We start from the raw sequence: 14,144 nt of genomic DNA, 5'->3' as shown, positions 1-14,144 counted from the left end.
AACCTATCATAATAGAAAAGACCGGCTCATCACCGGTCTTTTTTGCTATTCAATAATTCTGAAAATTCTGTCCCACCGAATTTTGTTTACAAAACTGGCGGGATCAGGATCAATCGACATCCATACAAAAACCGCTTTTCCTACAATGTGGTCTTTGGGCACAAAGCCCCAATATCTTGAATCTGCCGAATTATGGCGGTTATCCCCCATCATGAAATAATAATCCTGGCGAAATGTATAGCTGGTAAGCGCTTTGCCACTTTGCAAGATCTTTCCATTCTTAATTTCCAGGTCGTCATTGCCATCGTAATTTTTGATAACCTCTCCGTAAAGCGCAATGTTCAGCTCATTCATGGGAATGGTAACTCCTTTTTTTGGTATATCAATCGGACCATAATTGTCTTTGTTCCAATACAATAAGTCCGTTGCAGGAAACAGATAAGGCTCCTTCAAGCCCTTACTTGTATGGATGGGTTCGACCCTTTTTACAAAATCCAGATCTCGCAGTTTCTCAACAAGCGTACTGGTTGTTTTAATGATATAACCCGACTCGTCGTTGGATGCAATGGTGTCATTAAAAGTCTCGGTAAACTGTGAGAAGTCTGTGATGCCGTTTTTGCGAAAAACGTTTTGCTCGTTGACTGCGGTGGTTGTAGAAACAAAATATTCGCTCTGCATACGAACCGGATTCGCCTGCGCCGTTCCGTTCACATAAACTTGCCCTCCCCGCACTTCGAGCTTGTCGCCTGCAATAGCCACACATCTTTTAATGTAGTTTGACCTGAGGTCCAGCGGATGCGGATGCAAATCGGGTAGTACTGAGCTGTATTTATTATATGCATCGGGATGCTCCACAGGCAGATTGAACACGACCACATCGCCACGCTTAATGTCGGTAAATCCGGGAAGTCTGTATTGAGGCAATTTTATCCAGTCGAAATAGGAAGGAATGTTTGTGCCCCAGATTGTCTGGTGGGTCAGCGGCAACTGCAAGGGCGTTACCGGCGTGGTAGTTCCATAGTGTAACCTGCTCACAAAGAGATAATCCCCCACTAAAAGCGAATTCTCCATGGAAGGTGTGGGAATGACAAAGGCGCTGAAAATAAGCCAGCGGATCAACGTAGCCGCTATAACCGCGAATACGACAGAATCCAGCCATTCTCTGAAACCAGATTTTTTCTGTCTGGTTTGTTGCGGCTTTTGAGGAATAGAAGTGACAGACATAAATGCTGAACTAGAATTTTTCAGCAATATAATGTTTATCGTAATAATAAATAAACAATTATATTATGTTTATTTATATATATAAAAAAATAGGGAACGTGATGACGTTCCCTATTTTTCACCGGATGATATTTCTCAGTTAATCACCCGAAACAAGCGGTTCCAACGGATTTTGTTCACGAAGCTCGTCGGATTTGGATCAATGGACATCCAGACAAAAACCGCCTTGCCAACAATGTGATCCATCGGAACGAAACCCCAATAGCGCGAATCCGCTGAATTATGGCGGTTATCACCCATCATGAAATAATAATCCTGCTTGAATGTATAGCTCGTGATGGCCTTGCCAGCCACTTTCACAGACTTTTCGTCCAGCTCCACGCCTTCAAGTCCCTCATAGTTTTTAATGACCGGACCGTAAGTGGCAATATTTTCAGGTGTCAATTGAACCGTGGCGCCCTCCTTAGGAACGGTGATCGGGCCATAGTTATCACGGTTCCATTTGAATAGCGACGAGTTTGGATAAAGCATCGGCTCGCTAATGTCCTTTGAAGATTTAACCAGTGTAATACCTTTTACGAAATCATAGGATTTCAGTTTTGCCGCAATGTCAACAGTCGTGAAAACCAGATATCCCATTTGGTCATTGGAAGGGATTGTATCATTAAAGCTCTCAGTATAAGCATTGTATTCTGAGACGCCATTTTCTTTAAATACTTTTTCCTCATTCACCGAAGTTGTCGTGGCTACGAAGTATTCATTCTCCATACGAACCGGATTCTCCACCACAGTGCCGTTGGCATAAACCTGTAAGTCTCTCACTTCCAGCTTGTCGCCCGGCAATCCCATGCAGCGTTTGATATAATTTGTTTTAAGATCAACCGGATGCTGCAATTCCGGTGGGTAGTTGAAAACGACAACGTCCCCGCGTTTCACTTCACTGAAACCGGGTAGGCGATATTGGGGCAATTGAATTGCATCGCTGTAAGAAGGAATGTTTGTTCCCCAAATGGTCTGATGCGTCAAGGGCACTTGCAAAGGCGTTTTTGGCGTCCGGGTGCCATAATGCAGCTTGCTAACAAACAAGAAATCACCTACCAGAAGGCTGTTCTCCATGGACGGCGTCGGGATCGTAAATGCTTCGAAAAACAACCAGCGGATCAGGGTCGCAGCGACAACAGCAAAAAGTATGGAATCGAACCATTCCCTCACCGGCGATTTTCTTTTGCCGGTGTGAGCAGTTCGGGAAGTCATTTCTTTATTAATAGCCATGCTATATTCAATTGATTGTTAAAGAGTTATTATTTAAATTTTCAGGAGGTCATTCATGCCAAATACGCCGCTTCTGCCCGGAAGCCATTCTGCGGAAACCACCGCTCCCAGTGCAAAACCCGCGCGACTGTGTGCTGTATGCGAAATTTCAATGGTATCCACTTCCGATTCATAACGAACAATGTGAGTCCCCGGCACTTCTCCTTCTCTTAATGAAGTGATTTGCAGGTAACCACGCTCATTCTCAGGAGCAAGCTTCCAGCCTTCCAGATTGTCAATTTCATCTGTGATAGCCTCGGCCAGCGTGATAGCAGTGCCGCTGGGTGCATCCAGCTTGTGAATGTGGTGGATTTCGGTCATGGATTGTTCGTAACCATGCCCGTTCATCAACCTGGCCAGCTGGCGATTGAGGCGGAAGAAAAGGTTTACACCAATGCTGTAATTGGATGCGTAAAAGAAGGCACCGTTCTGTTCTAGGCAGAGCTTTTCAATTTCGGAACGATGTTCGAGCCAGCCGGTAGTGCCGCTCACTACAGGCCATCCTTTTTTTAGACAATAAGTAATGTTGTTATAGGCAGCTTCGGGAGCGCTGAACTCAATGGCAACATCCACGTCGGCTGGTTTCAGCGAATCCATTTCCGAGCGGTTATCAATATCAATTTTCCCTACGATCGAATGTCCTCTTTCAAGTGCAATTTTCTCGATCGTTTTCCCCATCTTTCCATACCCCAATAATAAAATCCTCATCAAGCGTAAATTTATTCAGTACTAATTATTTCAGGTTAAAAACAAGCCTTAATCCCGGCGTGGGTGTCAGCATTTGCGGTTGGTTCAGTTTGGGCTCAACCCTTAAAGTCAGGTCTTCCGATAAATCAAATGTCTTCAAGTGCGCTGCTACATTGGCTTCAATGATAGACAATGTATAAATCAATCCGGACACAATTAAAGCAAACCCCCGGTTACGCCTCCAGTAATTCTTGCCTCTCGCAGCCTGATCGCGCGTAGCTTCCGTGTAAACGCTATTGGTATTCAGCAAATTACGCACCCTGATCCGCTTCTCTAAATCCGGTGTGTACCCTGGAATCGGATCTCCGTAATTAGGACTGTCCGGATCCATATCATAAAATGACCGGTAAGTGTCCAAATAATCGTGGTATTTCAGCGAGTTGAGATAATATGCGTACAATCCACCTCCGAATGCAATGTAAACAATAGGAAGTTTCCAGTAATCCCTGTTATAGATCTGCCCGCCTCCGGGTATTAATGCAAGTCTCGTTGCCGTTTTAGGAACCGGGAAAAACTTCTTTTCCTTTTTTTTCCCTGTCAATGAATCCACTGCCGAAATAACGGTGCTATCCGCCGTAATGATCTGGACCGCACCGCGCTGCACAGTGTCTTTTTGTGTTTTTTGCGCTATCGCTTCCTCAGAAAATAACACCACTACGATAAGCCAAAACCAGTTTTTCAAGTTTATTTAAATTTCAGTGTTTCCAGAATCTTTTTGAGCTCGTCCTGCGAGCCAAAGGGGATTTTAATTTCACCTTTGTTATCATTATTGCTTTTTACGGAAACCTTAGCCCCGAAAAAGGACGATAATTGAAACTGTAACGACTTAATTTCTTGATTAATTGTTGCCTGTTTTTTGCTCGCAAACGAGATATTACTCATCATTCCCAGCTTTCTGACCTCCTCTTCCACTTTTCGCACAGACCAGCCCTCTTCAATTATTTTGTTAAAAATCTTTAATTGGCTCTGATCGCTGTTAATCGTGATAATGGCGCGGGCGTGGCCCATGCTGATCTGGTTATCCCGAAGTGCAGCCTGTATCACAGGCGGCAGTTTTAGTAACCTTATATAATTGTTAACTGTCGTCCGGTTTTTCCCAACGCGCACACCAAGTTCTTCCTGTTTAAGATTACATTCCAAAATCAGCCTTTGATAGCTGAGCGCAATCTCAATGGAGTTGAGATTTTCACGTTGAATGTTCTCGATCAGCGCCATTTCCAGCATTTGCTGGTCATTGGCAGTTCTTATATAGGCAGGAATTGCAGTCATTCCAATAGACCTGGAAGCCTGCAAACGTCTTTCGCCGGAGATCAGCTGATAGCTGTCTTCGGACAATTGTCTTACGGTAATGGGCTGGATAATGCCCTGAACACGAATGGAATCCGCCAATTCTTGCAAGGATTCCTGATCGAACTTCGTGCGGGGCTGGTAAGGATTTGCCTCAATAAGGCTTACATCAATCTCGCTCATGGAACCTACCACGTCTGTGGAAGAAGGTCGCTCCTTGGTGCGATGCGTGTTTACCTTTTCAGAATCCTGAAGAAGCGCTCCGAGGCCTCTTCCCAATCCTGTCATTTTCTTCGCTTTACTGTTCTCCATTGCTTTCTCGCTATTCAAACCATTTATTTAGTTTACACCCAACTGTTTATCAGAGGATAGCAAACCGTTTTTACTGAGAATTTCCCGGGCAAGATTTAAATAGCTCACCGCTCCCTTACTGTCCGCATCTTGCGCCATAACAGGAATTCCATAGCTCGGCGCTTCACTGATACGTACATTTCGAGGGATAATGGTGTTGAAAACAAGTGATTCAAAATGGCTGGTCACCTCATTCACAACCTGGTTGGAAAGCCGGAGCCTCAGGTCATACATCGTCAGCAGAATGCCTTCAATGATCAGTGCCGTATTAAGCCTGGATTGGATAATGGTGATGGTATTCAAAAGCTTACCCAAGCCTTCCAATGCAAAATATTCACATTGAACCGGAATAATGACCGAATCGGCGGCAGTAAGGCTGTTGATGGTGATAAGCCCGAGCGAGGGTGAACAGTCTATAATGATAAAATCGTAGTCGTCACGGATCTCGGCAATGGCATCTTTCATGCGCTGTTCGCGGTTTTTGAGATTGATCATCTCTATTTCCGCGCCTACGAGATCAATGTGTGAGGGTAATAAATTTAAATTCGGGAAATCGGTTTCAAGGATAATATCCGCCGTTTTGGCCTGCTCCACCATGCATTCGTAAATGCTGTTTTCCATTTCCTGCGGATTAAACCCAAGTCCGGAAGTTGAATTGGCCTGCGGGTCAGCATCGATGATCAGCGTGCGGAATTCAAGCGCGGCGAGGCTTGCCGCAAGATTAATAGCAGTTGTCGTTTTCCCTACTCCTCCTTTTTGGTTTGCAATTGCAATTACTTTGCCCATGTATTCATTTGAGTTACCCAAGGTCAAATTTCTATTATTCGGGGCAATTCACCAAAAAATGTTCCACGGAGTTTCAAATAAATCATATAAGTAACTGAATGTTAATTACTTATTTCAGATTATTATTTAATTAAAAATAAAAACAAGCCAATTTTGAGAAGTGTTTCACGCCCAGACCTGCGTTCCTTCGGTGCAGTTTTTGCACATTTCGATCTCGGAACGGGAGCGAATCAGCGATGCCCGGAAATCACTATACTTTTTACCTTTCCAAAGCTGACGGAAGGTTTCGCGCTTCATATCGCCGAGCTGATATTCCGCATCTTTATCGAAGCAGCAAGGCACCACAGCGCCGTCCCAGGTAATGACACAAGAATGCCACATTTTCCAGCAATGGTCCACAAATTTGTTTTTAATCGAATAGCGGCCGCTTTCGGCTTTTTCGTAACGCGAGTATTTTTCAATGGTCGGGATCAAGTCCGAGCCTTCTTCGTAATCGTAGATCTGCGCCGTTTTCAATCCCACTTCATCCACACCCATTTCTTCGGCTAGCCTTTTAACATCTTCAATCTGATGTTCATTGGGCTTCACCACCAAAAACTGGAAAATCACGTGCGGCGTAGCAGATTTCAATTCTTTTTTCCACTTGATAATGTTGCGCGTTCCTTCCAAAACCTTTTCCAGATTTCCGCCAATGCGATATTGCTGGTAAACATCCTGCGTGGTGCCATCAATGGAAATGATCAAACGATCCAAACCGGACTCAACCGTTTTCTTCGCTTTTTCGTCCGTCAGATAATGTGCGTTGGTTGACGTGGCTGTGTAAATGCCTTTGTCATGCGCATATTGCACGAGTTCAAAGAATTTTGGGTGCAGATAAGGCTCTCCCTGAAAGTAAAAAATCAGATATAATAGTGTGTCGGCAAGTTCATCAATGGTCTTTTTATACAATTTCTCCTCCATCATTCCAGTCGGACGGGTGAATGAGCGCAAGCCGCTTGGACATTCGGGGCATCTTAAATTACAGGAAGTGGTGGGTTCAAATGAAATAGCGATCGGCATTCCCCAATGGACCGGGTTACCCGTTGCTTTTGAATAAAAATAGCTGCTCAATATCTGGATGGCATTCCATGCCCGTTTGGGTGTAACCTTGGACATCAGGTTCAGGCCATCTTTAAAATTTTTATTCATTATTTATGGCTTTGGGCAATTAGCAGATGCTAGCCGCCTGGTAATCAGGAAAATCAAAAAACAATGTTGCAGCCTATCTACACCACGGCGATTCCCGTCGTGTACTTGATTTCGGAAATTACGAAATAACTGCTGATGTGTAACACACTTTTCAGGGCAGAAAGTTTGTGCTGGTAAAATTGATTGTAGGCTTCCGCATCTTCCACGATCACTTTCAGCATATAATCGAAGTTGCCGGAAACCACCGAACATTCGAGCACCTCGCTCATTTTCACAATGGCCTGGTTGAAATCCTCGAAGCTCTCTTTCCGCTGTTTGTCCAAAGTTACATTGCAGTAAACCACGAGCGCTTTTCCTAGTTTACGCCGGTTGAGCAGACAAACATATTTATCGATGATCCCCTCCTTTTCCAGTTTGCGGATCCGCTCGTGGACCGGCGTCACCGACAAATTAATCCTGCTCGCTATCTCCTTGATTGTCAATTGGGAATCAGCTTGCAGCAATTCCATTATTTTACGATCCGTCAGGTCGGGTTGCATAAAGTATTTTTTATCGCTCATTCACCGTGTGAAAGAATATCGCCGAATATTTTCTTACAATTAGTATCAAAAATAGTTTTTTTTCCTGTCCTTTTGGCCAGAGATAGCATCTTTTTTCTACAAAAAGTACTTTTGTCAACTGCAATAAATTCCAGTGCCTACACTATAAAACTGACTGTCCAATGATCATTGGTGTTCCCAAAGAAATTAAAAACAATGAAAACCGTGTAGCCGTAACGCCCGCCGGAGTAACCGAATTTCGCAAGCACGGACACACAGTATATGTGCAGGTGGAAGCAGGTAAAGGCAGCGGTTTCAGCGACGAACTATATGCCGAAGCCGGCGCCGTGATCCTTGCCACAATCGAGGAAGTGTATGCCATCGCCGAAATGATCATTAAAGTAAAAGAGCCGATCGCAACCGAGTATGGCCTTATCAAAGAGAACCAACTACTATTCACATACTTCCACTTTGCATCTTCCGAACCGTTAACGCACGCTATGATCGAGCGCAAGGCAGTTTGTCTTGCCTACGAAACAGTTGAAAAAACAGACAGAAGCTTGCCATTGCTCGTTCCAATGAGCGAAGTTGCGGGCAGAATGGCGATTCAGGAAGGTGCCAAATATCTCGAAAAACCAATGGGCGGTTTCGGGATTCTTTTAGGAGGCGTTGCGGGTGTTAAGCCGGCCAACGTGCTCGTGCTGGGCGGAGGGATTGTAGGAACACAGGCTGCTAAAATGGCCGCTGGCCTGGGTGCCAATGTAACAATCGTGGATATCAGCTTGCCGAGATTAAGATATCTGGAAGACATTATGCCGGCGAATGTGGATACGGTCATGTCCAACGAATACAACATTCGCGAGCTGATCAAAAGCACAAACCTCATCATTGGCGGCGTGCTGATCCCGGGAGCAAAAGCACCTTCTTTGATCACACGCGATATGCTTAAATTAATGAAACCCGGCACAGTCATGGTCGACGTTGCCATCGACCAGGGCGGATGTTTCGAAACTTCCAAAGCGACAACCCACGAAGATCCTATTTACGAAGTGGACGGCGTGGTGCATTATTGCGTGGCCAACATGCCCGGCGCAGTGCCCTACACTTCTACCCTTGCTTTGACAAATGCAACATTGCCTTATGCGCTTAACCTGGCAAATAACGGCTGGAAAGGTGCTTGCGCTACCAATGAAGAGCTACGCAAAGGACTCAATGTAGTGAACGGAAAAGTGGTTTTTAAAGGCGTCTCAGATGCCTGGAACCTTCCGTACACCGACGTAAACGAAGTATTTCAATAACAAACCTAGCTAATATGACCTGGCTGGCTGCAAAGCTGGTCAGGTTTTTCATTTCACGAAATATTACAATTATTTTCACACTGATATTGTTATTTCGAAACATTTCCTTACTTTTGCATAAAATTTGAACGAACATCCGTTCGTTTCTCTGCTTCTTACACGGTTTAGCACTTTTAGATTCGCTACCAACCTTAAAATTCGCCTGGTTGGCACTACCGTTCTCATGCAGGACCCCACGGATGGTTTGTGGTGGGCTTTGCGCAATCCCCTTTTGAATTAGTTTACAATTTGGCTTTGAATTTTGGTTACGGGACAATTTTGTTGTTTCTGACAATAATCCATCGAGCCTGCTGATCTACGATACGTTTTCTGTTACGGCGACCCGCAGCAGCATTCAAATAGCCGTAACAAGTTGACTATCATTTTTATACCCAAGAATTAATACAAAAATAAATATAATGACTACTGAAAATTTCGAAACTTTTGAAGAGCTTGGTCTCTCAGAAAACATTCTTAAAGCCCTTACTGAAATGGGTTTTACTAAACCCTCACCCATTCAAGCACAAGGAATTCCGGCCGTAATGCAGGGATCCGACGTGATTGGACAAGCCCAAACGGGAACTGGTAAAACAGCCGCCTTTGGTATCCCTGTACTAGAAAGAATTGACGTATCCAGCAATGCTGTTCAGGCATTGGTGCTTTGCCCTACCCGCGAATTGGCGGTGCAGGTTTCAGAAGAAATTGGCCGTTTGGCTAAATATATTAAAGGCCTTAGAATTGAAGCAATCTACGGTGGTGATTCTATCGACCGTCAGATCCGCTCGCTTAAAAAAGGCGTTCATATTGTTGTAGGAACGCCTGGTCGTGTAATGGACCATATGGAACGCAAAACGTTGAAATTTGACGAGGTGCGCATGATGGTGCTTGACGAGGCAGATGAAATGCTTGATATGGGTTTCCGCGAGGACATCGAAAGCATTTTGGCAGATATGCCCTCTGACCGTCAGACGATCCTGTTCTCGGCAACAATGTCGAAACCAATTATGTCCATTACAAAACGTTTCCAGACTGATCCTATTCTGATCAAAGTGGTTCGTAATGAATTGACTAATGTTAACATTGAGCAAGTTTATTTTGAAGTGAAGCCACAAGCGAAGGTTGAAGTAATGACGCGCTTGATTGATATGCATCATTTGAAATCGCTGCTTGTTTTTTGTAATACCAAAAGAAAAGTAGACGAAATCGTTGAAGATCTTCAATTGAGAGGTTATGCTTCGGAAGGAATTCACGGCGATTTGCGCCAGCAGCAGCGTAGCAATGTAATGAGCAAGTTCAAGGCGGGTGTAACAACCATTCTTGTGGCTACCGACGTTGCAGCACGTGGAATTGACGTAAGCGGACTGGATGGCGTGATCAACTTCGATATCCCTTTGGACGAAGAATATTACGTACACCGTATCGGCCGTACAGGTCGTGCCGGTTTGTCCGGAAAAGCATTCTCACTGGTTGCCCGTGATGAAAAATATCGTTTGAAAACCATTGAAGGTTTTACCAAAGTAAAAATTGAAAAAGGAGTAATTCCTTCTTACGAAGATATCGTAGGTGTGCGTAAGGCACGTTTCGTTGAAAGCATTTCTGCATCTATCAAAGAAGGCGACGATCAGGAGCTTTTCGGCGATGTGCTTGAAATGTTGCAGCACGCAGGTTACTCTACGGAGCAAGTTGTAGGCGCAATGGCGAAGCAAATCATGGGCGTTCAGAAAAACGAATATGCGGATTCTAACCTGGCATGGGAAGAAAGACGCGGCGAACGTGACGGACGCAGGGAAGGCGGAAGTGACAGGTTCGAACGTCGTCCATCGACCGGTGGAAGCCGTTTTGGAGATCGCAGAGAAAGCGCACCACGCGGAAACGATCGTTATGCACCAGCTGCACGCGGCGAGTCACGTCCGAGATTTGAAGGCACCCGCGACGAGTCTAAACGTTCGGCAACGCCGGAAGCTGGCATGACCCGCTTATTCCTAAGCCTTGGCCGTAAAGATCATATTTTGCCAAAAGATATCGTTGGAGCCATTGCTGGCGAAGCGAACATTCCGGGCAAAACGATCGGAGCCATTGATATTTATGACAAATTCACATTTGTAGATGTTCCTGAGCGTGACGCCCGTGCGGTTTTGCGTGCTATGGACGGCAACACCATTAAAGGTAAGCCTGTACAAATTGATATCGCTAAATAAGTTATTGAAGCAGATAAAAAAGGGACTTGTAAAAAGGTCCCTTTTTTTGTTACTTTTCGTGATGCAAAATCAACCGAAACCCGAAGTGTGGCTAAGAGGGCCGCTACCTGAAATCTCAGATTACTTGCAGCCTGTTGCGCACGCGCTTTTGCAGGCACAAGAGGAAATCAATGCACAGCTAAGAAACTTCCCCGGCACGTTATTATGGGAACGCCCCGCCCATGTTGCATCCGTAGGCTTTCATTTACAACACCTTACCGGCGTTCTCGACCGCCTTTTCACTTACGCCAGAGCAGAATCGCTGAGCGAAAATCAGCTTGCTTATTTGAAATCTGAGGGAAAGCCATCCTCCGCAGAATCTGATGTTTCAGAGTTGCTGGAAACATTCAACAAGCAAATCATGATTGCGCTAATGCAGTTGAAACATACGGATAAGGAGACACTTACACAAATCCGTTATGTAGGCCGTGCTATGTTGCCGTCCACACACCTGGGCTTGCTGTTTCACGCGGCAGAGCATACACAGCGGCACACGGGCCAGTTGTTGGTAACGGCCCGCATTCTTGAACAAAGCATCTAATCTTCGCTTTCCGGTCTGATTTGGAAAAGACGTTTGATCCATGACTGGCTTTCGGCCTGCTGATCCTGCTGATCACTTTCCTGCAAAGAAAAATCTTTCAGCGTGCTCAGGTCCGGCTGCCCAGCATTGATCCAGCAGGTGAACCAGATATCACCCACCATTTTAACAGAAGCCTTCATCCTCCGCTCGACCTGATGGTTTAGCATTTCATGATATTTGGTTGAGAATTCCAGTGAATAAGTTCGGGTAAGCACATTGTTGCGAAGTTCGTAGCTGAATTTTTTGTCGGTTGGGAATGAAGCGCTTAGCTGTTTTTCAAACAAAAACACCGAATCTGTTGCGGCATGCGAATCTGCCACGGTTTGCCATGCTACACTAGCAACATTGTCCTGATACATTGCCTGACCTATCCATAGGTCGTAATTCTCAGCGAATAATTCTGGCAGCCGCGATTCCCAGAAACCATGAATACCTTCCTGACCCGTTAATTGTCCATTGTAATTCCGGGTTGTATGCAGGGGCACATGTGCGTCGGCAATGTAATGTCCGAGGTCTGCCGAAATTCTCAGGATTTTTCGCGCATCTTTTTCTTTAAATGCCTCCGTTAACTGGTAAGCACCGGTTTGAATGTACCAGGGGACAATCCCATGCTTGCGCAAACTGTCTTCTCCGATCCGCCGAATAGCCTCGTTCCAGAATTTTGGTAAGACCTTCAAAGCGCTGTCCCCGTACACATCAAGATCAATGTAATGCCGCTCTGCCTCTCCTACCACAGCATATCGACGCTGATCCGGGTTAACGGCGTTTTCCGTGATGAAGTCAATGTTCTTTTTATAAAAAACTTGCATTTCCGGCGGCAGGCGAAACACGGCCAGCCGGTTAATTCGCTTGTGTGCCCAGAACCCCCAATGTGGATTAATAGAGGTTAAGGTGAGAAGTATGCAGATAAACAGGCATGAGTTCAGCTGCGGTTGTCTTAAAAAGGCGTTTTTTTCTAACAATTTTTTATTCCCGCCAGATTTTACATCCATATAATGTTTTGAGGGTCGTTTTTATACCCTTCAACCTGTTTATACGGCTTTTGCAAAAAAAAGTAACGGTAACCTGCATTTGAAAACTAGATTTTTAAACCACAAATAAAAATGTGGTGTAACATCGCATTTTACAATGCTGGTTAACACAAATTACACTTCACAGCCCCAAACCATACACCAAATTTTATTTTGAGTTTTTCCAACACTATTAGCATTTCTTTCGCTAATGCCGATAAAATCAATATAAGTTATATTTTATATATAAATAATGCAATTAATAATTAATGCTTTATCTTTGTATAAGAAAATTTAGAATGATTATCAGATTTTGAAATAATGAGAACCAGAAATAAAACATTAGGATATTTAATACCAGTCTTTGCATTGTGCGTTTTTATGCTTGTCATTTACGGCGCTTATGTTCCTCACAAACTAGCCGAAATTCAGCGCGTGGTTTGTATCAAGTTCAAGTCAGGAACAACCAATGAAGACGTTGAAAAACATTTGCGCGATTTCGCTTCGATGAAAAACGCAGTGAAAGATGTAGTGGCTTATTCAGCAGGCCATGTTCAGAAATTGGAAGGAAGTGAAAATCAGTTCGATGTGATCCATTACCTGACATTCAGAACGAAAGAGGGAGCAGCACAATATGCAGCCAATGCCGACCGCAAGCAATTTGTAGAGGCTAACGAGGAAAACTGGGACAATGTTTTGGAGATGAACTCCAACATTGAAAAATAATTTACAATAGTAATAGGAGTGAAAATCTTAAAAAGAGCCGGGCATCCCGACTCTTTTTTTTGTTTCTACCAATCAATAGGTTCCAGTCCCTTACTTTCCAGATAAGCGTTGGCCTTACTAAAATGGCCGTTTCCAAACCAGCCTCCACCATTTGCAGACATGGGCGACGGGTGTTTTGATTTGAGCACATAATGATCTTCCGCTTTTATAATGCTGCCTTTGTCCTGCGCATAACGCCCCCAAAGCATAAATACGACGTTCTTTTTCTCGTCGGACACACATTTAACAACCGCATCCGTGAAACGCTCCCAGCCCTTATTCTGATGCGAGCCGGCTTTCCCGCTCTCAACGGTTAATGTTGCATTCAGCAATAAAACACCTTGTTTTGCCCATCTTTCGAGATTTCCTGTTTTTGGGACAGGCTTCCCAAGATCATCCTGGATTTCCTTAAAGATATTGATTAGCGAAGGCGGCATGCGAACGCCGTCATTCACCGAAAAACAAAGGCCGTTCGCCTGTCCCAGACCATGATAAGGATCCTGGCCCAGTATCACAACTTTGCAGTCGTCGAAGCTGCAATAGTTGAATGCATTGAAAATTTGCTTGGCTGGCGGAAATATCTGCTTGGTGGTGTATTCTTGTTTTACAAAAGTCGTAACCTCCGAAAAATAAGGCTTCTCAAATTCCGGTTCCAGCCTTTCTTTCCACGATTGCTCTATTTTTACGTCCATCTCATCGTTTTTGATTCGAAACCCAAATTATATTATTTTGTTTTGGTTTTATCAGTAATTGATTGTTATTTTCGTTTTAGCAGAAAGTAA

General features: G+C 44.4%; 14 protein-coding genes. 4 read left to right on the top strand and 10 right to left on the bottom strand.

Annotated features, from left to right (window positions below):
- Positions 1–45: 45 nt before the first annotated feature.
- The 8 genes from lepB (NFI81_RS01610) to NFI81_RS01575 form a co-directional block, all read right to left on the bottom strand.
- On the bottom strand, positions 46–1,224 hold the full coding sequence (gene lepB / locus NFI81_RS01610) for a signal peptidase I (RefSeq protein WP_234614625.1): 1,179 nt from the start codon (positions 1,222–1,224) through the stop codon (positions 46–48).
- A gap of 135 nt (positions 1,225–1,359) precedes the next feature.
- The gene (gene lepB / locus NFI81_RS01605) at positions 1,360–2,496 is read right to left on the bottom strand and encodes a signal peptidase I (protein ID WP_234614626.1); all 1,137 of its coding nucleotides are present in this window, start codon (positions 2,494–2,496) and stop codon (positions 1,360–1,362) included.
- A 33-nt stretch (positions 2,497–2,529) separates the two neighbouring features.
- Positions 2,530–3,243, bottom strand: coding sequence for a 4-hydroxy-tetrahydrodipicolinate reductase (gene dapB, locus NFI81_RS01600; protein WP_234614627.1), 714 nt, complete (start codon positions 3,241–3,243; stop codon positions 2,530–2,532).
- Between the two features lie 25 nt (positions 3,244–3,268).
- Positions 3,269–3,964, bottom strand: a complete 696-nt coding sequence (locus NFI81_RS01595) for a DUF5683 domain-containing protein (protein ID WP_234614628.1) — start codon at positions 3,962–3,964, stop codon at positions 3,269–3,271.
- Positions 3,965–3,966: 2 nt separating this feature from the next.
- Positions 3,967–4,881 (bottom strand): ParB/RepB/Spo0J family partition protein, encoded by a 915-nt coding sequence (locus NFI81_RS01590; RefSeq protein ID WP_082214307.1) that lies wholly within the window; start codon positions 4,879–4,881, stop codon positions 3,967–3,969.
- A 27-nt stretch (positions 4,882–4,908) separates the two neighbouring features.
- Positions 4,909–5,706, bottom strand: coding sequence for a ParA family protein (locus NFI81_RS01585; protein ID WP_082214306.1), 798 nt, complete (start codon positions 5,704–5,706; stop codon positions 4,909–4,911).
- A gap of 165 nt (positions 5,707–5,871) precedes the next feature.
- Positions 5,872–6,894 (bottom strand): radical SAM protein, encoded by a 1,023-nt coding sequence (locus NFI81_RS01580; RefSeq protein ID WP_234614629.1) that lies wholly within the window; start codon positions 6,892–6,894, stop codon positions 5,872–5,874.
- 77 nt (positions 6,895–6,971) lie between these two features.
- Positions 6,972–7,433 (bottom strand): Lrp/AsnC family transcriptional regulator, encoded by a 462-nt coding sequence (locus NFI81_RS01575; protein WP_234602157.1) that lies wholly within the window; start codon positions 7,431–7,433, stop codon positions 6,972–6,974.
- A gap of 182 nt (positions 7,434–7,615) precedes the next feature.
- Here NFI81_RS01575 and ald point away from each other — a divergent pair, with 182 nt between their 5' ends.
- The 3 genes from ald to NFI81_RS01560 all read left to right on the top strand — a co-directional run bounded on the left by ald (position 7,616) and on the right by NFI81_RS01560 (position 11,548).
- Positions 7,616–8,731: an alanine dehydrogenase gene (gene ald, locus NFI81_RS01570; RefSeq protein ID WP_234614630.1), complete on the top strand. Its 1,116-nt coding sequence runs from the start codon at positions 7,616–7,618 to the stop codon at positions 8,729–8,731.
- 458 nt (positions 8,732–9,189) lie between these two features.
- A complete protein-coding gene (locus tag NFI81_RS01565; protein ID WP_234614631.1) occupies positions 9,190–10,968 on the top strand; it encodes a DEAD/DEAH box helicase in 1,779 nt (592 codons plus the stop codon).
- 61 nt (positions 10,969–11,029) lie between these two features.
- Positions 11,030–11,548 carry a DinB family protein gene (locus NFI81_RS01560; protein WP_234614632.1) on the top strand — a complete coding sequence of 173 codons (519 nt, stop codon included), beginning with the start codon at positions 11,030–11,032 and terminating at the stop codon, positions 11,546–11,548.
- On the opposite strand, the gene NFI81_RS01555 is transcribed toward NFI81_RS01560, so the two are convergent.
- Positions 11,545–12,417: a zinc dependent phospholipase C family protein gene (locus tag NFI81_RS01555; protein WP_234614633.1), complete on the bottom strand. Its 873-nt coding sequence runs from the start codon at positions 12,415–12,417 to the stop codon at positions 11,545–11,547. The two genes, NFI81_RS01560 and NFI81_RS01555, sit on opposite strands and share 4 nt — an antisense overlap.
- Before the next feature lie 501 nt (positions 12,418–12,918).
- Here NFI81_RS01555 and NFI81_RS01550 point away from each other — a divergent pair.
- Positions 12,919–13,323, top strand: coding sequence for a Dabb family protein (locus tag NFI81_RS01550; RefSeq protein WP_234614634.1), 405 nt, complete (start codon positions 12,919–12,921; stop codon positions 13,321–13,323).
- A gap of 65 nt (positions 13,324–13,388) precedes the next feature.
- Here the strand turns inward: NFI81_RS01550 and ung are convergent, their stop codons facing one another.
- On the bottom strand, positions 13,389–14,054 hold the full coding sequence (gene ung / locus NFI81_RS01545) for a uracil-DNA glycosylase (RefSeq protein ID WP_234614635.1): 666 nt from the start codon (positions 14,052–14,054) through the stop codon (positions 13,389–13,391).
- Between the last annotated feature and the right edge of the window lie 90 nt (positions 14,055–14,144).

This window comes from Dyadobacter fanqingshengii (assembly GCF_023822005.2).
Classification (GTDB): Bacteria; Bacteroidota; Bacteroidia; order Cytophagales; family Spirosomataceae; genus Dyadobacter; species Dyadobacter fanqingshengii.
This window is presented reverse-complemented; position numbering and strand designations above follow the sequence as displayed.

What these genes read in the sequence shown, in the direction of transcription:
- NFI81_RS01550 (WP_234614634.1), top strand. Translation starts at nt 12,919, where the DNA reads ATGAGAACCAGAAATAAAACATTAGGATATTTAATACCAGTCTTTGCA.
- NFI81_RS01575 (WP_234602157.1), bottom strand. Translation starts at nt 7,433, where the DNA reads ATGCAACCCGACCTGACGGATCGTAAAATAATGGAATTGCTGCAAGCT.
- lepB (WP_234614626.1), bottom strand. Translation starts at nt 2,496, where the DNA reads ATGGCTATTAATAAAGAAATGACTTCCCGAACTGCTCACACCGGCAAA.
- NFI81_RS01585 (WP_082214306.1), bottom strand. Translation starts at nt 5,706, where the DNA reads ATGGGCAAAGTAATTGCAATTGCAAACCAAAAAGGAGGAGTAGGGAAA.
- dapB (WP_234614627.1), bottom strand. Translation starts at nt 3,243, where the DNA reads ATGAGGATTTTATTATTGGGGTATGGAAAGATGGGGAAAACGATCGAG.
- ald (WP_234614630.1), top strand. Translation starts at nt 7,616, where the DNA reads ATGATCATTGGTGTTCCCAAAGAAATTAAAAACAATGAAAACCGTGTA.
- NFI81_RS01580 (WP_234614629.1), bottom strand. Translation starts at nt 6,894, where the DNA reads ATGAATAAAAATTTTAAAGATGGCCTGAACCTGATGTCCAAGGTTACA.
- NFI81_RS01560 (WP_234614632.1), top strand. Translation starts at nt 11,030, where the DNA reads ATGCAAAATCAACCGAAACCCGAAGTGTGGCTAAGAGGGCCGCTACCT.
- ung (WP_234614635.1), bottom strand. Translation starts at nt 14,054, where the DNA reads ATGGACGTAAAAATAGAGCAATCGTGGAAAGAAAGGCTGGAACCGGAA.
- NFI81_RS01590 (WP_082214307.1), bottom strand. Translation starts at nt 4,881, where the DNA reads ATGGAGAACAGTAAAGCGAAGAAAATGACAGGATTGGGAAGAGGCCTC.
- lepB (WP_234614625.1), bottom strand. Translation starts at nt 1,224, where the DNA reads ATGTCTGTCACTTCTATTCCTCAAAAGCCGCAACAAACCAGACAGAAA.
- NFI81_RS01565 (WP_234614631.1), top strand. Translation starts at nt 9,190, where the DNA reads ATGACTACTGAAAATTTCGAAACTTTTGAAGAGCTTGGTCTCTCAGAA.